Origin of the sequence: Neorhizobium sp. T25_13 (genome assembly GCF_002968675.1) — a bacterium.
GTDB classification, from domain to species: domain Bacteria; phylum Pseudomonadota; class Alphaproteobacteria; order Rhizobiales; family Rhizobiaceae; genus Neorhizobium; species Neorhizobium tomejilense.
Map to the genome: position 1 here is coordinate 151,501 of NZ_PVBI01000002.1, position 25,720 is coordinate 177,220.

The 25,720-nt window shown below is 62.2% G+C and carries 23 protein-coding genes and 1 other annotated feature; of the genes, 12 read left to right on the forward strand and 11 right to left on the reverse strand.

Features of this window, described 5'->3' with window-relative positions:
• The first annotated feature begins 4 nt into the window (after positions 1-4).
• From hdaA to C5J22_RS04215, 5 genes are all read left to right on the forward strand, one after another.
• Positions 5-724: a DnaA regulatory inactivator HdaA gene (hdaA, locus tag C5J22_RS04195; RefSeq protein WP_105437323.1), complete on the forward strand. Its 720-nt coding sequence runs from the start codon at positions 5-7 to the stop codon at positions 722-724.
• 68 nt (positions 725-792) lie between these two features.
• Entirely contained in the window at positions 793-2,994 is a 2,202-nt protein-coding gene (locus C5J22_RS04200; RefSeq protein WP_371412542.1) for an RNA degradosome polyphosphate kinase, read from the forward strand.
• Positions 2,995-2,999: 5 nt separating this feature from the next.
• Positions 3,000-4,520, forward strand: coding sequence for an exopolyphosphatase (gene ppx / locus C5J22_RS04205; RefSeq protein WP_105437325.1), 1,521 nt, complete (start codon positions 3,000-3,002; stop codon positions 4,518-4,520).
• A gap of 136 nt (positions 4,521-4,656) precedes the next feature.
• Positions 4,657-5,364, forward strand: coding sequence for a DJ-1/PfpI family protein (locus C5J22_RS04210; RefSeq protein ID WP_105437326.1), 708 nt, complete (start codon positions 4,657-4,659; stop codon positions 5,362-5,364).
• Between the two features lie 118 nt (positions 5,365-5,482).
• A complete protein-coding gene (locus C5J22_RS04215) occupies positions 5,483-6,403 on the forward strand; it encodes a LysR family transcriptional regulator (RefSeq protein ID WP_105437327.1) in 921 nt (306 codons plus the stop codon).
• A 1-nt stretch (position 6,404) separates the two neighbouring features.
• On the opposite strand, the gene C5J22_RS04220 is transcribed toward C5J22_RS04215, so the two are convergent.
• The 3 genes from C5J22_RS04220 to C5J22_RS04230 form a co-directional block, all read right to left on the reverse strand.
• Positions 6,405-7,358: an NmrA/HSCARG family protein gene (locus tag C5J22_RS04220; RefSeq protein WP_105437328.1), complete on the reverse strand. Its 954-nt coding sequence runs from the start codon at positions 7,356-7,358 to the stop codon at positions 6,405-6,407.
• Positions 7,359-7,622: 264 nt separating this feature from the next.
• Positions 7,623-8,993 (reverse strand): esterase-like activity of phytase family protein, encoded by a 1,371-nt coding sequence (locus C5J22_RS04225; RefSeq protein ID WP_105437329.1) that lies wholly within the window; start codon positions 8,991-8,993, stop codon positions 7,623-7,625.
• A gap of 127 nt (positions 8,994-9,120) precedes the next feature.
• The gene (locus C5J22_RS04230) at positions 9,121-10,065 is read right to left on the reverse strand and encodes an AraC family transcriptional regulator (protein ID WP_105437330.1); all 945 of its coding nucleotides are present in this window, start codon (positions 10,063-10,065) and stop codon (positions 9,121-9,123) included.
• On the opposite strand from C5J22_RS04230, the gene C5J22_RS04235 reads away from it, so the two are divergent.
• Positions 10,064-10,471, forward strand: coding sequence for a DUF2000 family protein (locus tag C5J22_RS04235; protein WP_105437331.1), 408 nt, complete (start codon positions 10,064-10,066; stop codon positions 10,469-10,471). The two genes, C5J22_RS04230 and C5J22_RS04235, sit on opposite strands and share 2 nt — an antisense overlap.
• On the opposite strand, the gene C5J22_RS04240 is transcribed toward C5J22_RS04235, so the two are convergent.
• Entirely contained in the window at positions 10,443-10,760 is a 318-nt protein-coding gene (locus C5J22_RS04240; RefSeq protein WP_105437332.1) for a hypothetical protein, read from the reverse strand. The two genes, C5J22_RS04235 and C5J22_RS04240, sit on opposite strands and share 29 nt — an antisense overlap.
• Positions 10,761-10,865: 105 nt before the next feature.
• On the opposite strand from C5J22_RS04240, the gene C5J22_RS04245 reads away from it, so the two are divergent.
• Positions 10,866-11,129 carry a plasmid stability protein gene (locus C5J22_RS04245; protein WP_105437333.1) on the forward strand — a complete coding sequence of 88 codons (264 nt, stop codon included), beginning with the start codon at positions 10,866-10,868 and terminating at the stop codon, positions 11,127-11,129.
• Positions 11,126-11,545, forward strand: a complete 420-nt coding sequence (locus tag C5J22_RS04250) for a type II toxin-antitoxin system VapC family toxin (RefSeq protein WP_105437334.1) — start codon at positions 11,126-11,128, stop codon at positions 11,543-11,545. The genes C5J22_RS04245 and C5J22_RS04250 overlap by 4 nt, the downstream gene beginning before the upstream one ends.
• Here the strand turns inward: C5J22_RS04250 and rnd are convergent.
• Together rnd and C5J22_RS04260 are read right to left on the reverse strand one after the other, a co-directional pair.
• Positions 11,542-12,687: a ribonuclease D gene (gene rnd, locus C5J22_RS04255; RefSeq protein WP_105437335.1), complete on the reverse strand. Its 1,146-nt coding sequence runs from the start codon at positions 12,685-12,687 to the stop codon at positions 11,542-11,544. The genes C5J22_RS04250 and rnd overlap by 4 nt on opposite strands.
• Positions 12,688-12,764: 77 nt before the next feature.
• Complete coding sequence (locus tag C5J22_RS04260; protein WP_105437336.1) at positions 12,765-14,012, reverse strand: MFS transporter; 1,248 nt, start codon at positions 14,010-14,012, stop codon at positions 12,765-12,767.
• A 336-nt stretch (positions 14,013-14,348) separates the two neighbouring features.
• On the opposite strand from C5J22_RS04260, the gene aspS reads away from it, so the two are divergent.
• The gene (gene aspS / locus C5J22_RS04265; RefSeq protein WP_105437337.1) at positions 14,349-16,139 is read left to right on the forward strand and encodes an aspartate--tRNA ligase; all 1,791 of its coding nucleotides are present in this window, start codon (positions 14,349-14,351) and stop codon (positions 16,137-16,139) included.
• Between the two features lie 67 nt (positions 16,140-16,206).
• Here the strand turns inward: aspS and C5J22_RS04270 are convergent, their stop codons facing one another.
• Positions 16,207-17,361 carry a serine hydrolase gene (locus C5J22_RS04270; RefSeq protein WP_105437338.1) on the reverse strand — a complete coding sequence of 385 codons (1,155 nt, stop codon included), beginning with the start codon at positions 17,359-17,361 and terminating at the stop codon, positions 16,207-16,209.
• Between the two features lie 243 nt (positions 17,362-17,604).
• Between C5J22_RS04270 and C5J22_RS04275 the strand changes: the two genes are divergently transcribed.
• Together C5J22_RS04275 and C5J22_RS04280 are read left to right on the forward strand one after the other, a co-directional pair.
• Positions 17,605-17,925 (forward strand): DUF1236 domain-containing protein, encoded by a 321-nt coding sequence (locus tag C5J22_RS04275; RefSeq protein ID WP_105437339.1) that lies wholly within the window; start codon positions 17,605-17,607, stop codon positions 17,923-17,925.
• Between the two features lie 105 nt (positions 17,926-18,030).
• Positions 18,031-18,088 (forward strand) — a sequence feature (sul1 is cis-regulatory element that is thought to sense ions involved in sulfur or methionine metabolism; They are found in Alphaproteobacteria).
• Between the two features lie 80 nt (positions 18,089-18,168).
• Positions 18,169-19,656, forward strand: coding sequence for a SulP family inorganic anion transporter (locus C5J22_RS04280; RefSeq protein WP_105437639.1), 1,488 nt, complete (start codon positions 18,169-18,171; stop codon positions 19,654-19,656).
• Between the two features lie 54 nt (positions 19,657-19,710).
• Here the strand turns inward: C5J22_RS04280 and C5J22_RS04285 are convergent, their stop codons facing one another.
• Positions 19,711-20,901, reverse strand: a complete 1,191-nt coding sequence (locus tag C5J22_RS04285) for a hypothetical protein (protein WP_105437340.1) — start codon at positions 20,899-20,901, stop codon at positions 19,711-19,713.
• 257 nt (positions 20,902-21,158) lie between these two features.
• Between C5J22_RS04285 and parC the strand changes: the two genes are divergently transcribed.
• Complete coding sequence (gene parC / locus C5J22_RS04290; protein ID WP_105437341.1) at positions 21,159-23,441, forward strand: DNA topoisomerase IV subunit A; 2,283 nt, start codon at positions 21,159-21,161, stop codon at positions 23,439-23,441.
• On the opposite strand, the gene C5J22_RS04295 is transcribed toward parC, so the two are convergent.
• The 3 genes from C5J22_RS04295 to C5J22_RS04305 all read right to left on the reverse strand — a co-directional run bounded on the left by C5J22_RS04295 (position 23,442) and on the right by C5J22_RS04305 (position 25,704).
• Positions 23,442-24,347 carry a DMT family transporter gene (locus C5J22_RS04295; RefSeq protein ID WP_105437342.1) on the reverse strand — a complete coding sequence of 302 codons (906 nt, stop codon included), beginning with the start codon at positions 24,345-24,347 and terminating at the stop codon, positions 23,442-23,444.
• A gap of 9 nt (positions 24,348-24,356) precedes the next feature.
• Complete coding sequence (locus tag C5J22_RS04300) at positions 24,357-25,118, reverse strand: arginyltransferase (protein ID WP_046630036.1); 762 nt, start codon at positions 25,116-25,118, stop codon at positions 24,357-24,359.
• A 127-nt stretch (positions 25,119-25,245) separates the two neighbouring features.
• Positions 25,246-25,704 carry an RDD family protein gene (locus C5J22_RS04305; RefSeq protein WP_037080674.1) on the reverse strand — a complete coding sequence of 153 codons (459 nt, stop codon included), beginning with the start codon at positions 25,702-25,704 and terminating at the stop codon, positions 25,246-25,248.
• Positions 25,705-25,720: the final 16 nt, after the last annotated feature.

A 25,720-nucleotide genomic window follows, 5' to 3' on the forward strand; every position in this document is an offset into this window, starting at 1 on the left:
ATCAATGACCGAGACGAGCGAGCGCGAGCGGCGCAGACAAGAGCAGTTGCCGCTGCAATTCACCCATGATGCGGCGAGAACCCGGGACGACCTCCTGGTGTCCGAACGCCTGGCTGCGGCCGTGGCGATCGTCGACGAATGGCCGGCCTGGCCGTCGCCGGTCGTCGTGCTGGCAGGCCCGGTGGGGTCGGGAAAATCGCACCTGGCGCATATCTGGCGGGAAAAGGCGGGGGCGGCCGAGATCCATCCCGTCGCCGGCTCGAATGCCGCGGCGATCGCCGCAGCGGGTCCGGTCCTGTTCGAGGATGCCGAACGCCGTGGTTTCGACGAAACCGAACTTTTCCACGTCATCAACAGCGTGCGCGAGAACGGCCATAGCCTGCTGATGACCTCGCGCCTGTGGCCGGTCTCCTGGGGCGTTACCCTGCCGGACCTCAAATCCCGGCTGAAGGCGGCGACCGTGGTGGAAATCGGCGAACCGGATGAGGACCTGCTGGCCCAGGTGATCGTCAAGCTCTTCGCCGACCGCCAGCTTTATATCGACGACAAACTGGTGGGCTACATCGTCAACCGGATGGAACGGTCGCTCGGTGCGGCCCAGACGATCGTCGAGCGGCTGGACCGCCTGGCGCTGGCGCGCGGCACGCGGATAACCCGCCCGCTGGCCGCGGAAGTGCTGAACGATTTTGGGAATTCCGGAACCGGAGCGGGCGCCGACGATTGACTGTGACAATTCCCTCGTCAAACTGTAGTCGGCCCTGATGGTTGGCATGACCAAGGGTTAGCATTGGGATGGATGAGATGGATTCGATCACGACTGAAACGCGCGAACCCGGCCTGGAGGCGGCCAATACCGACTTCGACCTGATGACCAGTCCGGACCGGTTCATCAATCGTGAATTCTCCTGGCTGCAGTTCAACCGCCGCGTCCTCGAGGAAACGCTGAATACCGCCCACCCGCTTCTGGAGCGGGTCCGCTTCCTGTCGATCTCGGCGGCCAATCTCGATGAATTCTTCATGGTGCGCGTCGCCGGCCTCGAAGGGCAGGTGCGGCAGGGCATCGTCATCCGCAGCCCGGATGGCAAGACGCCGGCCGAACAACTCGACAATATCCTGCAGGAAATCGACAATCTGCAGATGGAGCAGCAGGCCTCGCTTGCCGTGCTGCAGCAGTATCTCGCCAAGGAAGACATCCTGATCGTCAGGCCCGCGGCACTGTCCGCCGAGGATCGCAACTGGCTGGCGAACTCCTTCGACGACGAACTTTTCCCGGTCCTGACGCCGCTGTCGATCGACCCGGCCCATCCGTTCCCGTTCATCCCCAACCTCGGCTTCTCGATGGGCCTGCAGCTGCACAGCAAGCACGGCAAGGAGCCGATGACCGGGCTCTTGCGTCTGCCGACCACGCTCGACCGCTTCATCCGCCTGCCGGACCTCAACAACGCGATCCGCTATATCACGCTGGAGGATGTGGTCGGCATGTTCACCGACCGGCTCTTCCCCGGTTACGAGGTGAAGGGCGCCGGTACGTTCCGCATCATCCGCGACAGTGATATCGAAGTCGAGGAAGAGGCCGAAGACCTGGTGCGCTTCTTCGAGACGGCGCTGAAGCGCCGCCGCCGAGGCAAGGTTATCCGCATCGAGACCGATTCGGAAATGCCGGCGTCGCTGCGCCAGTTCGTGGTGCAGGAACTGGGCGTGCCGGAAAATCGCGTCGCGGTCCTGCCGGGCCTCCTGGCGCTCAATACCATGTCGGAGATCACCAAGGCGCCGCGCGACGACCTGCGCTTCGAGACCCACAATGCCCGATTTCCCGAGCGGGTCCGCGAACACGCCGGCGACTGCCTCGCAGCCATCCGCGAAAAGGACATGGTGGTCCATCATCCGTACGAGTCCTTTGACGTGGTTGTGCAGTTTCTTCTGCAGGCGGCGCGCGACCCGGACGTGCTCGCCATCAAGCAGACGCTCTACCGCACCTCGAACGACAGCCCGATCGTCCGGGCGCTGATCGACGCGGCCGAAATGGGCAAATCGGTGACGGCCCTGGTCGAGCTCAAGGCCCGGTTCGACGAAGAGGCAAACATCCGCTGGGCGCGCGACCTGGAGCGCGCCGGCGTTCAGGTGGTCTTCGGTTTCATCGAATTGAAGACCCATGCCAAGATGTCGATGGTGGTGCGCCGCGAGGATGGCAAGCTCAGGACCTATTGCCATCTCGGCACCGGCAACTACCACCCGATCACCGCCAAGATCTATACGGACCTGTCCTTCTTCACCTGCAACCCGAAGATCGCCCACGACATGGCGAACATCTTCAACTTCATCACCGGCTACGGCGAGCCGGCCGAGAGCATGAAGCTGGCGGTCTCGCCCTATACGCTCCGGCCGCGCATCCTGCGCCATATCGAGGAGGAAATCTGCCACGCCCAGGAAGGCAAGCCGGCGGCAATCTGGATGAAGATGAACTCGCTGGTCGACCCGGAGATCATCGACGCGCTCTATCGCGCCAGCCGTGCCGGTGTCGAGATCGATCTCGTCGTGCGCGGCATCTGCTGCCTGCGCCCGCGGGTGGCCGGCCTCTCCGACAATATCCGCGTCAAGTCGATCGTCGGCCGCTTCCTGGAGCACAGCCGCATCTTCTGCTTCGGCAACGGTTTCGGCCTGCCGTCGGACAAGGCGCTCGTCTATATCGGCTCCGCCGACATGATGCCGCGCAACCTCGACCGCCGGGTCGAGACGCTGGTGCCGCTGCTCAATCCGACTGTGCACGAGCAGGTCTTATCCCAGATCATGCTCGGCAACCTGATTGACAACCAGCAGAGCTACGAGATATTGGCCGACGGCACGTCGCGGCGCATGGAAGTGCGCAAGGGCGAGGAACCTTTTAACGCGCAGCACTATTTCATGACCAATCCGAGCCTCTCGGGGCGCGGTGAAGCCCTGAAGTCGAGTGCTCCGAAACTTATCGCCGGCCTTGTGTCGGGACGCAAGAAATAGGCAATATGGTACGATCAGAAGCCCAGGGGCGCCTTCCGGGGATCGCTCCTGTCTCCGTCATCGACATCGGCTCGAACTCCGTCCGCGTCGTTATCTACGAAGGCCTGTCCCGCGCGCCGACCGTCCTCTTCAACGAGAAGGTGCTGTGCGGCCTCGGCAAGGGATTGGGCTCGAACGGCCGCATGGACGACGAGGGCGTCGCGCGCGCCCTGTTGTCGCTGAAGCGGTTTCGCGCGCTTTCCACCCAGGCCCGCGCCACCGAAGTCTATGTTCTGGCGACCGCTGCCGCCCGCGAAGCGTCCAACGGGCCGGATTTCATCCGCCAGGCGGAGGAGATCCTCGGCCAGCAGGTCCAGCTTCTGTCCGGCGAGGAGGAGGCGCGCTATTCGGCACTCGGCGTCATCAGCGGCTTCCATGATCCCGACGGCATTGCAGGCGACCTCGGCGGCGGCTCGCTGGAACTGATCGACATCAAGGGCACGGAGTCCGGCAAGGGCATCACCCTGCCGCTGGGGGGCCTGCGGTTGTCGGAATCCTCCGGCAATTCACTTTCCAAGGCGCGCACCTTCGCCCGCAAGCAGGTGAACACCGCGCGGTTCCTGGAAAACGGCGCGGGCCGCACCTTCTATGCCGTCGGCGGCACCTGGCGCAACATCGCCAAGCTGCACATGGAAATGAGCAAGTATCCGTTGCACATGATGCAGGGCTACGAGCTGTCTCTCGAGGACATGCAGAAATTCCTCGATGAGGTGATTGCGGCCAAGGACAGCAAAGACCCTGCCTGGCAGGCCGTCTCGAAGAGTCGCCGTTCGCTGCTGCCCTTCGGTGCCATCGCCATGCAGGAAGTCCTGGCGGTGATGAAGCCCGCCAGGGTGAGCTTTTCGGCGCAGGGCGTTCGCGAAGGTTATCTCTATTCGCTGCTTTCCGACGAAGAGAAGGCAGGCGATCCGCTGCTGGTTGCCGCCGACCAGCTCGCGATCCTGCGCGCCCGGTCGCCCGAACACGCCCGCGAGCTTGCCGGCTGGACCGGTCGCATGGTGCCGGCCTTCGGGATCGTCGAGACGGAAGAGGAAAGCCGCTATCGCCAGGCCGCCTGCCTGCTCGCCGATATCAGCTGGCGTGCCCATCCGGATTATCGCGGCCTGCAGGCGCTGAACCTGATCGCCCACTCGTCCTTCGTCGGCATCACCCATGCCGGCCGCGCTTATCTGGCGCTTGCCAACTACTACCGTTTCGAAGGCCTGCACGACGACGGCGAAACCGGCCCGCTTGCGACGATCGCGACGCCACGCCTGCTCGATCTCGCAAAGCTGCTCGGCGGACTGCTCCGGGTCGTCTATCTCTTCTCGGCCTCGATGCCGGGCCTCGTCCACCACCTGACCTTCCGCCCGTCCTCGGAACCGGATCTCGACCTCGAATTCGTCGTCCCCTCCGCCTACCGCGATTTCGCCGGCGAGCGCCTGGACGGCCGTCTGCAACAGCTGGCGAGGCTGACGGGCAAACGGCTGGCGTTCCGGTTCGAGTAGGGCGGGCTCGCGGGGAGGGCCGGAGAGCGGCTGGTTTGCGGCAGGGCAATGGAAATTGTCAGGTTGCGTCCAACAACATTTTCTCGTGTATGCTCGCGAACTGACATTACCTCTTTAATCGGCTGAGCAAGATTCGATGTCTCTGAACGCGCCTCCTCGTGAGATCGGCTTTGTCCTGTTTGGCGAGCTGACGCAGCTCGATTTGACGGGGCCTTGGGAAGTTCTGACGCGGCTGCCCAATACCCGTTGCCATCTGCTGGCCGAGGGACACGCTCCCGTTCGAAGTGCGAGCGGACTGAGCATTGTCCCAAACATGCTGCTTGAAGAATGCGGTCAGCTCGACATCGTGGTTGTTCCGGGCGGGCCCGGCCATCTGGATGCGATGCAGGACGAACGCCTTCTCTCGTTTCTACGGCGCCAGGAGCCCGGCTGCCAATTCCTGATGGCCGCCTGCACAGGCACGCTGGTGCTTGCTGCCGCCGGTCTGCTTCAGGGCTACGAGTGCACCACTCACTGGACGGCGCTGCATCGGCTCTCAGCTTTCGGAGCAATTCCCGTAAACCGGCGGGTCGTATTTGACCGGACGCGAGCCACCGGTGGCGGCGTGACGGCAGGTATCGACCTTGGCTTGATCATGGCCGCCAAGCTGGCAGGTGAAGAGGTTGCGCGGAAAATCCAGTTGATGATGGAATATGCGCCTGAACCTCCATTCGCAGGATCGCCCATGACCGCCGACCCTGCGACAGTTAGGGCGCTGGAACCGCCAGCCGATGTCGCGGATCAGATTAGAGCCATTGATGCCGGCGCGATATCCAGACTTCGGCGAGGCGCTCGGCCTGCCTAGCGATGAATGGAAGAGCTGGGAACGGGCTGTGTTCGAAAAGGCCGAGTTTTGCGCTTCGAACTAGGCACAGGCAAGATTATTCCCTATTGGGGCGGAATGAGGATTGCTGTGCTGAAAAATGGATAACGCGGGATTGTCTCTTGACCGAATGCGCACCTTTGTTCGCGTCGCCGAACGCGGCAACCTGTCGCAAGTCGCAAGAGAACTCGGTGTCGGTCAATCGACCGTGACACGGCACCTTAATGAACTTGAGGACGCAGTCGGCGTATCTCTGCTCAGCCGAACCACACGTCGCGTGACCCTTACGGACGAGGGTAGCCGCTATTATACGAATTGCCGTCAGATATTGCGCCTGGTCGAGCAGGCTGCCGAAGAAGTGAGAAATGCCCGTCAGGCCTCGGCGGGTACAGTTCGGCTTTCCTGTACTGCAGCACTCGGCGTGATGCACATCACCCGCCTTATCTTCGAATTCCAGGACAAGCATCCGGACATCAGGGTCGATCTCAACCTGACCGACGAGCGCATCGACCTGGTTCGCGAAGGCGTTGACATTGCGCTCCGTCTTGGGCCTCTCACTGACAGCTCGATGAAGCTTCATGCGCTCGGAGAAAGCCATCGGCTGCTGGTGGGTGCTCCGAATTATTTGTCCGTTCACGGACGGCCTGAGCACCCAGCCGATCTGTCACGGCTCGAAACGGTCGTGACGTCGAATGTTGCGGGGAGCGATCAGATCATTCTTTTCTCTCTCGACGGCACAAGCCTGATGATACCAGCCGGTGGGAAATTGCGCGTCGATCACGGGCTGGCGGCGCGCCAAGCCTTTGCCGCCGGACGCGGCATTGGTCCTGCACATCTCTGGCTGGTCCACGATCTTCTGGACGACGGTCAGCTCGAGATCGTGCTTGGAGACTATCGTCCTCCACCGGTCCCGGTAAGCTTGCTGATCGTTCCAGAGCGCGCAGCCATTGCACGCGTCCGGCTTCTCGCCGACTTTCTTGTCGCCAAGGTTTCTGAATTACCGGGAATCCGGCCATCGTGAATCAGGGGCCGAAAGATCGTCTATGGCCACGCCACCCTGTCGTCCGCAGATACTGCTCCCAGTTGAGCATGTCGGGGTTCAGACGACGGCTCCATTCGAGATCATGCTCTTTGCCGAAATAACCATATTCGACAGCATACTCGACCATCCCTAGAAGCTCTCGCACGAGAAGTTCGTTAGCGGCAAGCTCCGGAAAATATTGCAGAAGGCCATCCCTGGTGAACGCGTTTCGATACTCAGCTTTAAGGCCGGTCACGCGCTGAAAAGTTTCGATCATCTCGCGCGGAGAAATGATATCGCCGACGATCGGCAGAGTTTTCCCGTTGTAACGCTCGGGATTTGAAAAAATCTCGAGGACAACCGGCCCGGTCGCCGTGAGCGGATCGACAAAAGGCGCTCGGAAATCCTCAGGAAGATAAATCGGCAAGAGGAGAGTATCCCCCTCCATGCGCGGCACATAATACTCGAGAAGGTTCGTGTAAAAGAATGCCAGCATTATGAAGGAATGAGAGATCGGCAGGCCGCGAATGTAGTCTGCAACGCACGCTTTGTCGGTAAAGTGCGGGGCATACTTCGTCCCGCCCGAGATCTTGTCGACATTCTCGAGAGTGCTGAAAACAATATGCCCGACGCCTGCCTCAACTGCGGCATCCGCCAGTTCACGGCCGAGAGGAGCCTCGGTTGTCTGCGGCGGTGCGATGGGTGGCGTCATCAGAAATGCGCCATCCGCGCCCTTGAATGCAGCAATGAGATCCTTCCGAAAACCAGGTTCAAGTGGGACTGTCACGATTTCCGCACCGAGTTTTTCCAGGCTTAAAGCCTCGGTTGAATCCTTTTTCCGGGTTAAAGCACGGACACGGAAACGCTCGCTACGAAGAAGTGCCGCGGCTACGCTTCGCCCCTGTTTGCTGGTTGCCCCGACAATCGCGATAAGTGGCTTTTCTTTTTTGGACATCTTTGGGTTTAGACCTTTCCAGTCATTGGCTGCCGGCTAACCAGGCAAGCTCACGTTGCGGCAAGAGCTATCGGCCCATGCCGCCACCTCAATGATGGACACCCTAACTCAACACATTTTATTGCTGTAGATGTGCGAAATACATAACATAGTGCCATTTTATGGATGAATGGTCGCCGATGAGCCATTGCTCTATCCCCGTCTCCCAACGAAAAGAGCGCCCGGCTTTCACCGGACGCTCTTCGCTTTTGGGGCGTCTGCTGCTTACTTGGCAGCCAGGAATTCACCGACTTCGAGCACGCTGAACTCGTTGTTGTCGGCCTTGTCGACGGCACGGCCGGCGGAGAAGGGCAGGTTGTTGTCGTTGCCGATGATGATGTGGGTGGCGTCGATGACGTCGACATTCTCGATCGTCACGAACGGCATGTCGTAGACGCCGGCGACGCTGCCGGCCTTCTTCTTGTTGTCCGGGTCCTGGATGTTCATCAGGTCGATATAACCGATCTTGCGGACGGCCTTGCCGACATTGGCGTCGGTCATTTCGATCTTGTAGACGCGCTTGTGTTTGGCCGGCGCGTTGAAGCAGGTCGGCTCGGGCTTTGCCGGATCAGCGCAGGGCTTGTCGGCGGTGCCGGCACCGTTGTCGCGCTCGATGACGAGAGCGGTGGTCGCGTCGACCATGTTGAAATCGCCGATCGCCTCGCCGCCCTTGGAGAGCGGGTAGAGCCACGAGCGGCCGGTCCATTTCTTGGAGGCGACGTCGAACTCGATGACGCGCAGCGCCGTCAGCCCCTCTGCGTCTTCGACCTTGCCGTCTTCCTTGTAGCGCGGTCCTTCGAGCAGGCCGTAGAGCTTGCCGCCGTCCTTGGACATCGCAAGGCCTTCATAACCGCCGGAGCGCTTCACGTTGAAGGCCGGTGCCTTGGCGACCGGGTTCGCCTGCAGCTGGACGAGCGGGCTGTCGGGAGATGTGACCGGCTTGCCGTCGACCGTGGTGGCGATGACGTCCGTCAGGCGGCCCTGCATGTCGACCTTGATCAGGTAGGGGCCGAACTCCTCGCCGAGCCAGAAGCCGTCTGCGACCGGCTGGATCGATTCGATGTCGAAATCGGCGCCGGTGAGGTAACGGGTCTCCGAAGCTTCCGTGACGATCGGGAACGGCGCGATCTTGTTCGGGTCGGAGAGGAAGATGTTCTTGACGACTTCGGCCTTGTTGGCGGCCCAGTCGAATTTCATCTGGTGCAGGAACAGCATCGCGTCGGAGGAATTGCTCTTGCCGCCGAAACCGTTGTCGGACAGCGTCCAGAACGTGCCGTCGGCCATGGCCTTGATGCCGGAGAAACCCTGGATCGGCTGGCCGTCGAGCGGCAGCTTGACGTCCGTCACGCGAGCGCCGTCCTTGCCCGGCAGGGTGCCGAGGGCTTCGGTGCGCTTGCGGTCGGCGGTGGTGAACTTGCCGGAGGTCTTGAGGAACGCCGGTGCATCGGCCGGAGCCGGAACGACCGTGTTGGCGGCAAGGATCGCCTGGCCAGTGAGCTTGGCCGGGAATACCTTGTCGTCGGCAGAAGCGGAGCCGCCGATCAGCGCTGCGAGCGCGCCAATCACCACGGGGGTAGCAAGCAGAAATTTGGTCATGAGATCACCTGTTGGTTGGCGTGTCAAAGACGCCAATCGGTTAAGGTGGGTGCATGACGGTGAGGTGATGGAAGATTGACGCTTCGATGAAGCTTTGATGACTGTTATTTTACAAGGACGGACCGCCTCAGGCGCTCCTGCTGAGCGCCACCCAGCGCCCGGGCGTCATGCCGAATGTCTTCTTGAAATGACGGGTGAAATGCGCCTGATCGGCAAAGCCCGTACCGACTGCGACATCCGCCAGGCTGCCGCCTTCCGACAGCATGATCTTTGCCCGATCGAGCCGGCGCATGACGAGGTAGCGGTGCGGGCTCGTTCCCAGAAATTTCCGGAACTGCCTTGCGGTCGTGTAGCGGTCGAAGCCGCTCACCTCCTCGAGTTCCTCGGAAGAAACCGTGCGGTCCGAATTCGCCTGCAGGTAATCGCGGCAGCGCAGAACCGCCTGCTGCGCCCGCAGGGTGCCCGGCGCACCACCCTTGCCGTCCGCATGGCGCCAGAGGCTTGTTGCCATGCGGCCGATCAGATCGTCGAGCAGCAGGTCGTGCGGTTCGGCCGCGAGATTGTCCAGGGCTTCGACAAGACACTGCCGGAATTCCGCATCCGCTATGATGGGATCAGGCACGAAAGGCAGGCCGCGCGACCCGCCGGCCGCCTCGATCAACCGCTCCGGCGGCAGGTAGAGCATGCGGTAGCGCAGCCCGGCGTCGGTGCCGGCCGCCCCGTCATGCACCTCGTCCGGATGCAGCACGATGACATTGCCGGGCAGGCTGGCGCGGGCGGCACCGCGATACTGGAAGGTCTGCACGCCGGAAAGCGTCATCCCGATCGCGTAGGTGTCGTGGCGATGCGGCTCGAAACCAAGCCCGTGGAACCGTGCCTCGATCCGCTCGATGCCGCGCGAGGAGGGCGCCTGGACGATGCCATCAGGCGCGCCCCTTGCGCTGCCGTCCGGCGCGCCTCTTGCGCTGCCGCCGGATGTGCTTGCGGCGCTGCACGAACGTTCAAGACCCGCGGCATCGGCTGCCGCTATCTCGTCAGTTCTCGCATAACCTTCGACGGAGTTGTTTTTCATGTTCGATACCAAGATCGCGATCGTGCTTCGCGATGACCTCGCCCCCTGGCAGGAGCTCAACGTGACCGCGTTTCTGACGAGCGGCATCATCGCGCAAAATCCCGCGATCATTGGTGAAGCATATCGGGACGCGGCGGGTCATGTCTACAATCCGATGAGCATCCAGCCGATCGTGGTGCTGGCCGCCGACCAGGAGACGCTGCGGACCATCCACCGGCGCTCGCTGGAGCGGGAGGTGACGACATCGGCCTATATCGAGGAAATGTTCTCGACCGGGCATGACGTGGCCAACCGCGAAGTATTTGCGCAATTTGCGCCGGAGGATGCGAAACTGGTCGGCATCGCGCTCAGGGCCGAGAAGAAGATCGTCGACAAGATTACCAAAGGCTCGAAAATGCATAACTGACTGCGAAGAAAATAGTCTTCGGAATGACCCAGAGCGCGGCGATCGGCGTGGTCGAGGCCACGACATAGGCGGTGATGCTCAGCAGCAGGTAATTGATCCAGGCAATTGACCGCGAGGTTCCGAGACCAGCGAGGGCGACGAGCAGGTTGGCGGCGCAGATCACCCGGGTGATCGGGCGGATCCAGAGCGGCGAAAAGGCTCCAAGGCCCGCCGCTTCCATGAGTAGGACGAGCAACAGCGAGAGCGGGACGACGACGGCGATCAGGACATTCGGTGTCGGATAGCGCATTGGTCGCTCCGGACTTGGGGCATGGGCATGGTGGGCTCGCGTTGAAAAGCGTCTGCCAAATGGATATCATAGGAAAACAAGCAATATCTGATCGGAGGTGAGCTGATGAATGCAATCACCATACGAAACCTGTCCGACGAAGCCAGCCGTGCATTGGAAGCTCGCGCGGTTAGAAATGGAACGACTGCGGAAGCCGAAATCGAGCAGATTCTGGAGGAAGTGCTGGTGCCGGCAGAAGAGCTGGTTGACAAGGGGTCCCTGCCGCTGAAGCTCGGGACGGCGTTGTGGGAACTCGGCCAGGAATTCGGCGGGCTGGATTTGGACATTACCCGCGATCCTGCTCCGATCAGGCCGGCCTCCTTCGAATGATCGTTCTCGATACGAATGTGATTTCCGAGCCGGCAAAGCCGATTCCCAATCAATCCGTCGTCGCGTGGCTGAACGCCCAACCCACCAAAGCGCTTTATTTGACGGCAACAAGCTTGGCTGAACTGTTTGTCGGAATCGAAATATTGTCGGATGGCAAGAGGAAGGCGCAGGTCCATCAGAGAATGTCAGATTTGGTCGGATTGTTCTTCGGTCCGCGAATACTGTCCTTCGACAGAGATTCGGCCGCAGCCTATGCCTTGATTATGGCGCAGGCGACTCGGAAAGGTCGCGCGATTTCATTTGCAGACGGTCAGATCGCCGCGATAGCCCAAGTCCACAACTTCACCGTCGCCACTCGAGATACCGCACCGTTCGAAGCGGCAGGCATTCCCGTCATCAATCCCTGGAAGCTCTAAAGCTCCACGGCCTCGACCTTCTTGTTGACGAAGCGCAGGGCCACGCCGCCGCTGATCAGTTTCAAGGCGGTTTCGCCGAAGAGGTCGCGACGCCAGCCGGAAAGGGCGCCGACATTGGCTGCCTCGCCCTCGGCGGCGATCCTTTCGAGATCGTCGGTATTGGCGATGATCTTGGCAGCGACGCCCTGCTTGTCGGAGATCAGCTTCAGGAGGACCTTGAGCAGCTCGACGGCGGCCGCGGTGCCTTCCGGGACATGCACATGTTTCGGCGCATGCGGCATCTCGGTCTTCGGCAGGGCAAGTGCTGCATTGACCGCCTCGATAATGGCGGCGCCGGAGGCGGAGCGCTCCCAGCCTTTCGGAATGGTGCGAAGCCGCGACATGGCTTCCACATCCTTCGGCTGCTGCTGGGCGATCTCGTAGATCGCGTCATCCTTCAGCACGCGGGAACGCGGCACATTGCGGCTGCGCGCTTCGCGCTCGCGCCAGGCGGCGACGAATTTCAGGACGGCGAGCTCGGTCGGCTTGCGCAGGCGCGATTTGAGGCGGGCCCAGGCGTCGTCCGGATGCAGGTCATAGGTGCCGGGCGATTCCAGCACGGCCATTTCCTCGGTCAGCCACAGCGCCCGGCCTTCCCGTTCGAGCTGGGCCTTGAGGAACAGATAGACGTCGCGCAGATGGGTGACGTCGGCGAGCGCATATTCGAGCTGCTTGTCGGAAAGCGGCCGGCGGCTCCAGTCGGTGAAGCGCGACGACTTGTCGAGATTCTCGCCCTTGATGCGATTGACGAGCTGGTCATAGGAGACCGAGTCCCCGAAGCCGCAGACCATGGCGGCGACCTGGGTGTCGAAGATCGGATGCGGCACCAGATTGCCGAGATGGTGGATGATTTCGATATCCTGGCGGGCGGCGTGAAACACCTTGGTGACGGCGGGATTGGCCATCAGCTCGAAGAAGGGTTTCAGGCTCAGCCCCTTGGCGAGCGGATCGACGAGAACTTCCACGGTCGGGCTCGCCATCTGGATGAGGCACAGCTCGGGCCAGAAGGTCGTTTCCCTGAGGAACTCGGTGTCGATAGTGATGAAGTCCGATTGGGCCAGCTGGATGCAGGCTTCTTCGAGTGCGGCGGTCGTTAGGATCATCGTTTCATTCACGTGAGGGTGATCAACCTTCCTTCTCCTTCCGGCCGCATATGTCAATACGGAACGGTGCTTAACCTTTACTCCCGCTCGTCTTTATCGGGTCTGTCGGGCGGGCCGGCGAGCCGGTTGAAATAAGCCGACGTCCGGAGCAATGCCCGGAAGCGCCAGGAACGCTCCGCCGGGGGCACTGAAGGACGCGCCCGCATCCGCCTCAACGTGAAGATCATGAAGCCCAGGAAGATGAAAGAGGTGTAGGCGAAAAAGGCGCGTGGCCCGCAATACTGCAGCAGGACCGAGGCGAGCAGCGGCCCGATCGTCGCTCCGATCGACCAGTAGAACAGCAGGCCGGCCGAAACCAGCGCATGCTCGCCGGGCTTGGCGTAATCGTTGCCATGCGCCGAGCACAGCGAATAGAGCGGCATCGAGAAGGCGCCGAACAGGAAGACGCTGACGATATTGGCGGTCTCGCTGGTGCCGGCACCGAAGGAGAGGTAGGCGCCGGTGATGATCGAGCCGATCGTCGTCCACAGGATGACGCGGCGCCGGTCGAGCCTGTCGGAATAGATGCCGAGCGGATATTGCAGCACCACGCCGCCGACGATGCCGGCGCTCATGAAGGTGGCGATCGAGGTGATGCTCATGCCGATCTCTGCCGCATAGATCGGCCCGATATTGCGGAAGGCGGCCATCGACAGGCCGACCGAAATGACGCCCACGACGGCGAGCGGCGAGATACGCCAGACAGCCTTGAGATCGAAGGCGATCGTCTCCGGCGGCGCCGGGCTGGATTTGTCCGCGATCGAGATCGGCACCAGCGACAGGATCAGCGCGATGGTGATGATGTTGAAGATGATCGGGCCTTCGATGCCGACGGTCGGGATGATGTATTGCGCCACCGTCACCGAGCCGAGATCGACGAAACGGTAGACGGAGAGCGTGCGCGCCCGATTGGCATTGGTGACCTTGGCGTTGATCCAGCTCTCGACCGTCGCAAACAGGCTGGCGACCGCGATGCCGGTCACGAAGCGCATCGCGAACCAGAAAGTCGGGTCGACGATCATCGACATGCCGATCGAAGCGGACGCCGTCACTGCGGCCATCGCCGAGAAGGTGCGGATATGGCCGATCTGGCGCAAAAGCCGCGTCACGTACATGCAGCCGAAGGCGAAGCCGATACTGTAGCCCGCGCCGATCATTCCGATGGTCGAGGGCGAAAAGCCCTCAGCCGTGCCGCGCAGTGCGATATAGGTGCCCTGCAACCCGTTGCCGCCGATGAGGATGCCTGCGGTAACGAGGAGGGGGACCAGCGGACGGATATGGCTCATCGGGGAGGGCTTTGCAGGGGAATCGCGAGAGGTTTTGGACGGTTCTACCCGTTCTATATCCCGAACCATCGGCAAGGCCAGCGATAAGCGACACGCTTGGTCTTTCTGATGTGAGCGGTTCACGGAGAGAGCGATGAGCGGCCTGTTCGCGCCTGGCTCGACACGCTGACGGCCACAGGATATCCCGTCATTCCCGGCAGGCGTTTGGGCGGAACATCGGTTCTGCCTTGACAAAGCATGTCCATCATGCGCTTTTCCCGCCGATTTTCCATAAAGCCGGCAGGCCGTGCATCGCACGCCAAAAGACCGCAAAACCTACCAGTCCAGGATACTGAAATGCACCGTTACCGCAGCCATACCTGTGCCGCCCTCAAGAAGTCCGACGTCGGATCGACCGTCCGCCTGTCCGGCTGGGTGCATCGCGTGCGAGATCACGGCGGCGTGCTGTTCATCGACCTTCGCGACCATTACGGCATGACCCAGGTCGTCGCCGATCCGGACAGCCCCGCCTTCAAGACCGCCGAGATCGTCCGCGGCGAATGGGTCATCCGCATCGACGGCCTCGTCAAGGCGCGCTCGGAAGACACCGTCAACAAGGGCATGGCGACCGGCGAGATCGAACTCTACGCCCAGGAGATCGAAGTGCTCTCCGCCGCCAAGGAATTGCCGCTGCCGGTGTTCGGCGAGCCGGATTATCCGGAAGACGTGCGCCTCAAGTACCGCTTCCTCGACCTGCGCCGCGAAACCCTGCACCGGAACATCGTCAAGCGCACCCAGATCATTTCCGACATGCGCCGCCGCATGGGCGAGATCGGTTTCGCCGAATATTCGACGCCGATCCTGACCGCCTCCTCGCCGGAAGGCGCGCGCGACTTCCTGGTGCCGAGCCGCATCCATGAAGGTAAGTTCTTCGCGCTGCCGCAGGCGCCGCAGCAGTACAAGCAGCTCTTGATGGTCGCCGGCTTCGACCGTTATTTCCAGATCGCGCCCTGCTTCCGCGACGAGGACCCGCGCGCCGACCGGCTGCCGGGCGAGTTCTACCAGCTCGACCTGGAAATGAGCTTCGTCACCCAGGAAGACGTCTGGAACACGATGGGTCCGGTCATGACCGGCGTGTTCGAACAGTTCGCTGAAGGCAAGCCGGTCACCAAGGAATGGCCGCGCATTCCCTACGACGTGGCGATCCGCAAGTACGGCTCCGACAAGCCGGACCTGCGTAACCCGATCGAGATGCAGGCCGTTACCGAACATTTCGCCGGCTCCGGCTTCAAGGTGTTCGCGGGCATGATTGCCGCCAACCCCAAGGTCGAAGTCTGGGCCATCCCGGCCAAGACTGGCGGTAGCCGCGCATTCTGCGACCGCATGAACGCCTGGGCGCAGTCGACCGGCCAGCCGGGCCTCGGCTACATCTTCTGGCGCAAGGAAGGCGACAAGCTCGAAGGCGCCGGCCCGCTCGCCAAGAACATCGGCGAGGAGCGCACCGAAGCGATCCGCACCCAGCTCGGCCTGGATGACGGCGACGCCTGCTTCTTCGTCGCCGGCGACCCGGCCAAGTTCTACAAGTTCGCAGGCGAAGCCCGCACCCGCGCCGGCGAGGAACTGAACCTTGTCGACCGCGACCGTTTCGACATGTGCTGGATCGTCGACTTCCCGTTCTACGAATGGAGCGAGGAAGACAAGAAGCTCGATTTCGCCCATAACCCCTTCTCGATGCCGCAGGGCGGCATCGATGCGCTGGAAAACCAGGATCCGCTGACGATCAAGGCATTCCAATATGACGCGGTATGCAACGGCTTCGAAATCGCTTCGGGTTCGATCCGTAACCAGTCGCCGGAGCTGATGGTCAAGGCCTTTGAAAAGGTCGGTCTCAGCCAGGCGGATGTCGAGGATCGGTTCGGCGGCATGTACCGCGCGTTCCAGTACGGCGCGCCTCCGCATGGCGGTGCCGCCTTCGGCATCGACCGTATCGTCATGCTGCTCGTCGGCGCCAAGAACCTGCGCGAAGTGACGCTGTTCCCGATGAACCAGCAGGCCCAGGACCTGCTGATGGGCGCCCCGTCGCCGGCCACCCCACAGCAGCTGCGCGAACTCGCCATCCGCGTCATGCCGACGCCGAAGAAGGACTGAGTTTTCAAGCGAACAAAAAGCCCGGCCAAGCGCCGGGCTTTCTGATTCAATCTGCGAGGATGACTGGCTAAAGGTCGGCGGCGACGGCTTTTTTAAGGTTCAGCGTAAACTGGCCCCACATGCCTTCGAGCGTCGTGTTGGTCAGCCCCACCAGCGTGATTTTCTTCGCCAGGTCCATGAACCAGTGGTGGCCGTAGACGCCGCCCCATTGCAGCGAACCGGGCGAAACCGGCAGTCCTGCCTTTGCCGGATCGAGCACGATCGCCCAGCCAAAACCGAATCCGAAGCCCGGCCGCGTCGGCTCCAGCAGGTCGCCGATCTGGTTTGTCGTCATCTGCCGGACCGTCTTTTCCGAGAGCAGCGGCGCGCCGCCCTTGGCGATGGTTTCGAGCACGGTCAGCACCTCGGAGGCGGTCCCGGCCATGCCGCCGCCGCCGGAATGGAAGGAGGCGGGGTTGAAGATCCGGTCCGGCGCGAATGTCACCGATCCGTCGAGCGCACGGACCTTCTCCGTCTCGCCCATGCGCTTCGGCTCGGGTGAACCATCGACGTAAGGTGCCGCGAGCCGGCTGCGGTCGGTGACGGTGAAGCCGGTATCGGAAAGTCCGAGCGGCCGCATCACCAGCCCGGCGACGGCCTCGCCGAGGCGTTTGCCGGTCTCCTTTTCGATGATGCCGCCGAGCACGTCCATCGACACCGAATATCGCCAGCCGGTGCCGGGGGCGAAGAGCAGCGGCACCGAGGCGATGCGGTGGAGGTTCTCTTCCAGCGAGAGGCCCGGCTGATCGACGCCGTCAGAAACACCGGCTTGGACATAAGGTCCTTCTTCCAGGTGGAAACAATAGCTGAGGCCGGACGTGTGGGTGAGGAGATGCCGGATCAGGATCGCCGGTTCGGACCCGTCTTCGAGCCGCGGTCGGAAATCCGGCAGCCATTTCGTCACCGGATCGTCGAGGCCGATGCGGCCCTGTTCGATCAGCCGCATGGCGGTGATGGTGACGACCGGCTTGGTGATCGAGGCCAGGCGAAAGATCGTGTCCTCGCTGGTCTTCAGGCCCGCTTCCCGGTCCGCCAATCCGGCGGCGCGGCGGTAGACGATCTCGCCGTCCCTGGCGACCATCACCACGGTGCCGACGAGCCGTTTGGCGGCGAGGGCATCATCGATCGCCGCGTCGATGCTCGGGCAGAATATCCGGGTCGATGGTTGGACTGGCAAATTCATGGGGCAAAACCTCCGCTAAAGACCCCGTTATCTAGGGTCGCCTCGGGAGAGGGACGAACCTGCGAGCGATAAAAACATCTGCCTATGCCCCGGTTGCCGGTCCCTGCTCGTCACCGCAATGGTGCCGCTCGAGCCTGCCTGGGGTCAGGATGCCGTCCTGGCGTCCCGTGCGTCAAGCGAATACGGGAACCATATCCGCGCCCTTTTGTTGTTAGAACAGCAGAAGCACAGGGAGAAAAAGACATGCGCAAGACCCTACTGGCCGCGTCGGCGGTCCTGATCGCCCTCTCGGGCGCGGCTTACGCCCAGACGACGATCGTTACCCAGGATCCGGTCACGACTAATTCGACGGTCGTCCTGCCCGGCGAAGTCCGCACCTATGTCATGGAGCAGAGCGTTCCATCAATCTCCTACGAGGGAGAGATCGCTGTCGGCGCCGCGCTGCCGGAGACGGTAGAAGTGCGCAGGGTCGAGGGTTACGACGATTATGCCTACACGGTCGTCAACGATCGCCGCGTTATCGTCAATCCGCAGACCCGGACCGTCATCCAGGTTCTGGAATAATTTCCATCGGGCTCTCTTTCGAGCACAAGAACCCGGCGAGCGATCGCCGGGTTTTCTGTTCGTGACATTGCGCCGCAGCATCCGACCCTCTATGGTTCGCCATCACAAGGACTCGGGTGTGACTCCCGGGTGGCTCTTCCGGCCGCCGATCCGCCGGACAACGCAAAGCATCAGCCCCATTTACGTCGGGTCACACCTGGATAATCCTCCCGGCGGATGCGACTTTTTTGCGAACTTTTCCTCATGAACAGAATTTCAGCTTACCGCCGCGAATGGTTTTCCAATATTCGCGGCGACGTCCTCTCCGGCATCGTCGTGGCGCTGGCGCTCATTCCGGAAGCCGTCGGTTTTTCGGTCATCGCCGGCGTCGATCCCAAGGTTGGCCTGTTTGCCTCGGTGGCGATCGCCTGCGTCACCGCGCTGACCGGCGGCCGCCCGGCGATGATTTCGGCGGCGACCGCAGCGACTGCCGTGCTGATGGGGCCGCTGGTTCGCGACTACGGCATCCAGTATCTGTTTGCAGCGACAATCCTGATGGGACTGCTGCAGATCCTCGCCGGCTTCCTGAAGCTCGGACGGCTGATGCGTTTCGTGTCGCGCTCGGTGATGACCGGTTTCGTCAATTCGCTGGCGATCCTGATCTTCGTCGCTCAGATCCCGCAGCTCATCAACGTTCCGAACGTGACCTATGTGCTGATCGCCATGGCGCTTGCTGTCATCTACCTGTTCCCTTACGTGACGAAGGTGGTCCCGTCTCCGCTGGTCGCAATCGTCGTGGTGACGGTCGTGGCACTCGTCTTCGGCATTGACGTCCACACCGTCGCAGATCTCGGGGAAATGCCGACCGCGCTGCCTGCCTTCGGCTGGCCGCAGGTGCCGCTGACCTTCGAAACCCTGCGGATCATCTTTCCCTATTCGGTCGCGCTTGCCGCCGTCGGCCTCCTGGAATCCCTGCTGACGGCCCAGATCGTCGATGACATGACGGATACGACAAGCAGCAAGAGCCAGGAGTGTTTCGGCCAGGGCTCCGGCAATATCGTTGCGGCGCTGTTCGGCGGCATGGGCGGCTGCGCGATGATCGGCCAGTCTGTGATCAACGTTACGTCGGGCGGGCGAGGGCGGCTGTCGACCTTCGTCGCCGGCGCTTTCCTGCTGGTGCTATTGCTCGTGCTCGACGACGTGTTGAGGGTGGTGCCGGTGGCGGCACTCGTGGCGGTAATGATCATGGTCTCGATCGGCACTTTCTCGTGGAAGTCCGTGGTCGATCTCAAGCGCCATCCGGGAACCTCGTCGATCGTCATGCTCGCGACCGTCGCGACCGTTCTCGCCACACAGGACCTGTCGAAAGGCGTTCTGGTCGGCGTCCTGCTCTCCGGCATCTTCTTCGCCGGCAAGGTGGCACGGCTCTTCCGCGTCCGCTCGGAGCTCTCTTCGGACGGTCGTGTCCGGACCTATCGTGTGGAGGGCCAGATCTTCTTCGCCTCCGCCGAAAGCCTGCTGAAGTCCTTCGATTTCGAGGAGCCGGTGGCGACCGTGCTGATCGACGTCGGCGACGCGCACCTCTGGGATATTTCCGCGGTCGGCGCGCTGGACGACGTCGTCCTCAAATACCGTCGTCGAGGTGTGGACGTGACCGTGCGGGGGGCCAACGAGGCGAGCGCCGGCATGATCGACCGCTTCGCACTCCATGACAAGGACCATGCCTCGATGTCGAGTTCCCAGGCCCATTAAAGGAAAAGCCCCAGCGATTTCTCGCCGGGGCTTTTCGAATCAGTGTCGCCGGCCTCAGTCGTTGGCGGTGACCTTGACGCCGAGGACCTTCGGCAGCGTGTTCGGTGCGCCCATCGCGGCACCCATGATCATCGGGAAGGGGACGGCACTGGCTGGTTCCGCGGTGATCGTCAAGCTGCCAGGCTTGTCGAGATAGGTGTTGACCGCAGCGCTGACCATGTTCTGCAGTTCCGGCACGTTGTATTGCGCCAGCATCAGCGGCGTCATGCCCTTCAGCATCTGCGCCATGGCTTCGCCCGTCGTGCCTTGGCTCTTGCCGGCATAGTCGAGCGCCTTCTTGGTGATGCCGGCATCCTCGAAGCGGATTTCGGCGCTGTTGAAGGTGAGGCGCTGCATCAGGCCGAGCATGGCGAGGCCCGCGGCCTGCTGGGCTTCTTCCTTGTTCGGATTGGCTTCCATCGCCTTGGCGGTTTCGTTCGCCGACTTGATGAAGTCGAGCGTGTAGCCGGACATGCTGAAGGCGAGGTTGAGGCGGCCGACCTTGGCGAAATCGAGCGCGTATTCATCGATGTCGAGCGTGCCGTCCTTGAGGGTCCAGGCGCCGGACATGGCGACCTTGCCGTCAAGCGAGGTGATGCCGAGCTGCTGCAGCGTGTCCTTGGCCTGCGCGTCATCGACGAGGCTGAGGTCGCTCTTGATGCCGTTGGCCTGGAGGTCGAAGCCGATCGAGGAATTGTCGTCGGCGACCTCCGTGGTGACGTTCATCTCGTCGACCGAGAAGGCCGGCTTGCCGTCGACGGTGGCGGTCATCTTGCCGACATGGGCTTGATCATAGAGCAGGATCGCATCGAGGCTGTCGCCGCCCGGATTGCCCGGAACGGTGAGGCCGCTGATCGAGATGTCCGAGGCAGTGAAGACGGTCTTGTCCTGGGTGGCGTTGACGTTGTCGAACGTGACCGTCTCGACCGTGTAGCCGCCATTATCCTCTTCGACGCCCTCGAACTTGACGGTGCCGAGCGGCAGGCTCTGCTTGCCGGCCTGGATCAGGATTTTGGCATTGGTGAGCGTGACGTCCGAACCGCTGACGGTGGCCTTCTCCGCCGAGAAGCCGGCGCCGCCCTGGACCGAGAGCGCACTGTTGATCTTGGCGACGAGATCGTTGCCGTCGAGCGCAAACGCCGGGCCGGCGAAAGTCGAAAGCGCTGCGCCGGCGAGCAGAAGCCGGGCCTTGGTGGAGTATTGCATCGGATTTCCTCCTGGCGGGCAATGATCCGGCCCGCGTTTCGTTTTGGGTTTGTTGGTAGTTCGGCTACTGGTTCGCGGCACCTTATAGGCACGCCGGGTAAAAGGTTTATGGTTTTGTTCCACATTCCTTTCGTCAAAATTGCGGCTGGCGATTCAGGGTAAACCAAACGCTGATTTCGGCTTCGGAAAAGCCTTCATCCACAGGCTGTCGCCCGGTCTTTCTTGCCGAGAATCAGGCTTTCCGCTAGTCAAGGCCCATGGGAAAAAACCTGACACCACCCGGCGGCGACGGCGGCGACAATATCCTGCCGGTCGACCTGAAAGCAGCGCTCGAAGAGCGTTACCTCGCCTATGCGCTTTCCACAATCATGCATCGTGCATTGCCGGACGTGCGCGACGGCCTGAAACCCGTCCACCGCCGCATCGTCTATGCGATGAGCGAGATGGGCCTGCGTCCCAATGCAGCCTTCCGCAAATGCGCCAAGATCGTCGGCGAGGTGATGGGTAACTTCCATCCGCACGGCGACCAGTCGATCTACGATGCGCTGGCGCGCCTTGCACAGGATTTCTCCCAGCGCTATCCGCTCGTCAACGGCCAGGGCAATTTCGGCAATATCGACGGCGATAGCCCTGCCGCGATGCGTTACACCGAGAGTAAGATGACCGCGGTCTCCGAGCTGCTGCTCGAAGGCATCGACCAGGACGCGGTGGATTTCCGCGATACCTACGACGAATCGAATTCGGAACCGGTCGTATTGCCCGGCGCCTTCCCGAACCTGCTGGCCAACGGCACGTCGGGCATTGCGGTCGGCATGGCAACGTCGATACCGCCGCACAATGTCCACGAACTCTGCGATGCCGCGCTGCACCTGATCAAGAACCCGGCCGCGACCATCGAGGACCTGATGGCGGATCCGGCCGAGCCCGCCAAGGGCGGCATCGAAGGCCCCGATCTGCCGACCGGCGGCATCATCATCGACAGCCGACAGTCGATCGTCGAGGCCTACAAGACTGGTCGCGGCGGTTTTCGCGTCCGCGCCCGCTGGGTCATCGAGGATCTCGGCCGTGGCGGCTACCAGATAGTGGTCACCGAAATTCCGTTCCAGGTGCAGAAATCGCGCCTGATCGAAAAGATCGCCGAACTGCTGCTCGCCCGCAAGCTGCCGCTGCTTGAGGACGTGCGCGACGAATCGGCCGAAGACGTGCGCGTCGTTCTCGTGCCGAAGAGCCGCACGGTGGATGCGACCCTACTGATGGAATCGCTGTTCAAGCTTTCCGAGCTGGAAACCCGCCTGCCGCTCAACATGAACGTGCTCTCCATGGGCCGGGTGCCCAAGGTGATGGCGCTCAACGAAGTGCTGCTGGAATGGCTGGCGCATCGCCGCGACGTGCTGGTCCGCCGCTCTCGTTTCCGGCTGGCGGCGATCGACCGGCGCCTGGAAATCCTCGGCGGCCTCTTGATCGCCTACCTCAATATCGACGAGGTGATCCGCATCATCCGCGAGGAGGACGAACCGAAGCCCGTCATGATGGAGCGCTGGTCGCTCTCCGACATCCAGGTCGAGGCGATCCTCAACATGCGGCTGCGCGCCTTGCGCAAGCTCGAAGAATTCGAGATCCGCACCGAGCACGAGAACCTCACCAAGGAGAAGGCGGATATCGAATCGCTGCTGGCTTCCGAGGAGAAGCAGTGGCGGGTGATCGAGCACGAGATCCAGGACGTCCGCAAGAATTTCGCCAAGGGCCGCGGCAAGCCGTACGCGCGACTGACGACCTTCGCCGATGCGCCGGATGCCGATATCGAGGCGATCAACCAGTCGATGATCGAGAAGGAGCCGATCACCGTCGTCGTCTCGCAGAAGGGCTGGATCCGCGCCCTGAAGGGACACATGTCGGATACCTCGACGCTGACCTTCAAGGAAGGCGACGGGCCGAAGATCGCGTTTACGGCGCAGACGACCGACAAGCTGCTGCTCGTTACGACGGGCGGCAAGGTCTATACGCTCGGCGCCGACAAATTGCCGGGCGGCCGCGGCCATGGCGAGCCGATCCGCATCATCGTCGACATGGAGAACGATCAGGACATCCTGACCGCCTTCGTCCACGATCCACAGCGCAAGCTCATCGTCGCCTCGACCGCGGGCAACGGTTTTGTCGTGGCCGAAAGCGAGATGATCGCCAATACCCGCAAGGGCAAGCAGATCATGAACGTCGCCATGCCTGACGAGACGAAGCTGGTCGTGCCGGTGTCGGGCGATCATGTCGCGGTCGTCGGCGAAAACCGCAAGCTGCTGGTCTTCCCCTTGTCGCAGCTACCGGAAATGACCCGCGGCAAGGGCGTGCGCCTGCAGCGCTACAAGGACGGCGGCATTTCCGACATCCGCTGCTTTACCATGGCCGACGGCCTTTCCTGGGAAGACAGCGCCGGCCGCTCCTTCACCCGCAACAAGGACGAGCTGCTGGAATGGATCGCCGACCGCGCCACCGCCGGCCGAGCCGTTCCGAAGGGCTTTCCGCGAAGCGGGAAATTCGCGGGGTGATCAGGAGCTGATTGGGCGCGTTGCGAGATAATCGCGATGCGCCACCCGCCGCATCTGCCAGGCCGAATATCCGATCAGCGCCAGCACCAGGATCGAGCCGCCCAAGAGCGTGCGGCTTGATGGGATTTCGGCGAAGATCAACCAGACCCAAATCGGCGCGAGGATCGTTTCGAGCAGGTAGAACATGCCGACCTCGGGGCCGGAGAGATATTTCGGGCCGGTCGCAAGGCACCAGAAGGCGAGTGGCATCATGATCGCGCCGTCGAACAGCACCCAGACGGGGTCTGCGACTGAAAAGCCGCCCGTGCCGGCAAGGGAAGATGCAGCGACGAGGGAAAGCCCGATCGTTGCCGGAATGATGGTCGCGACCAGCGGCACGAAACCCATGTCGATACGCGCCACCCGGCTGAGCGTGATCGCCAAGGCCAGCAGGAACGAGGCTGTTGCCGCCAGGATGTCGCCGAGGAGATGGCCGCCCGTAAGGCCGCCCGAAACGATCAGGCCGACGCCGAAAAACATCACCAGCATGGTGACGAGCGTCGAAGGCGAGGGACGTTCCTTGAGGACCAGCCAGCCGAGAATGGCGGCATACATCGGTGTGAAGGCGACGATGAAGACGACGTTGGCGGTGGCCGTGTTGAAGACGGCGCCGAGGAAGGCGATCGTCGAAATGCCGTAGCAGAACCCGGCGGCAAGCCCCGCCTTGCCGGGGATCAGCACCGGGCGGGTCGCACCGAAGCGTCGGACGAGCAGCCACAGGATGATGGCGGCGGCGAAGGTCGCCGTGCTGCGCAGCGCAACCGTCGACCACATCTCGCCATGCCCGAGCCGCACGAGCGGCACGTCGAAGGAGAGCGCAAGGCCGCCGATTGCGGTGAGCACGAGGCCCTTTTTATGATCGTTCATGGGATGATTTCAGATGTCCGTGGCGGGATCGAAGATTTCCCAGCCGCGCGGGGTCAGGTGTTCCTGGGGCTGGAAGCGGGTCTTGTAACCCATCTTCGCCGAACCCTTCACCCAATAACCGAGATAGACATGCGGCAGGCCGAGCGTCCTGGTGCGGGCGATGTGGTCGAGGATCATGAACGTGCCGAGCGAGCGCTTTTCATACTCGGGATTGAAGAAGGAATAGACCATCGACAGGCCGTCGCTCATCATGTCGGTCAGTGCTACAGCGAGCAGCTCGCCCTTCGGTTCGGCGCTGATGCCCGAGCCAGGCTCGCGGCGGCGGTACTCGATGATGCGGGTATTGACATGCGTGTCCTCGACCATGATCGCATAGTCGAGCGCCGACATGTCCGACATGCCGCCCCGCTGATGACGGTCGTCGAGATAGCGGCGGAAGAGCGAGAACTGTTCCGTGGAGGGCTGCGCGGGATAGACCGTCGCGATCACGTCGCGATTGGTGGCGAGAACCCGTTTCATCGAGCGCACGGGCTCGAATTCGTGAGCGAGGATGCGCACGGAAATGCACGCGCGGCATGATTCGCAGGCCGGCCGGTAGGCGATGTTCTGCGAACGGCGAAAACCGCCCTGGGTCAGTAGGTCGTTCATCTCGGCCGCGCGCGGGCCAACCAGGTGAGTGAAGACCTTTCGCTCCATTTCACCCGGGAGATAGGGACAAACTGCCGGGGCCGTCAGGTAGAACTGCGGTGAGGGCGTTGCCTGGGTGTTCATTGCGTCGTGGCAGTCCGGTCTTTAGGATCGTAAATGTCATACCATGGCGCATAAAAGCGAAACGTCAACCATATGCTGCGACAGGCAGCCGGCTAGTGCCATAAACTTTCGGTCAGTAGCGTAATCGTTACGACGTACGCACCACGACGGTGCCGAGCAGCAGGTCGTGCACGAGGCGCGAACGCTCGATGAACAGGCCGGCGAGCAGAATCAGCGGCGTCAGCACCGAGTTGATGATCCAGAAGATCACCGTGTGGGCCATGGCGGTCAGGAAATCCATCCGCCGGCCGTCGAGCCGCACCATTGCGAGCCCCATGGCGCGCATGCCGGGCGAAGCTTGAGCCGAGCCGCCGAGCGTCATCCCGAAATAAAGAAGGGCGACGATCACGAACAGGGCCGGGTAGAGCATGAAGCCGAGACCGAGCGTGATGATGCCGAGGAAGAACACCACGACCGCGGCCGGGATGCACAAAAGCAGCACGATCACGTAGTCGATAATGAAGGCGAACACCCGCCGCGAAAGAACGCCACTATAGGCGCGCCAGTCGTCCGGTGCGGCATAGGTCGGGTTCGGGTCGAGGCTCATCGTTTCAACATCTCCT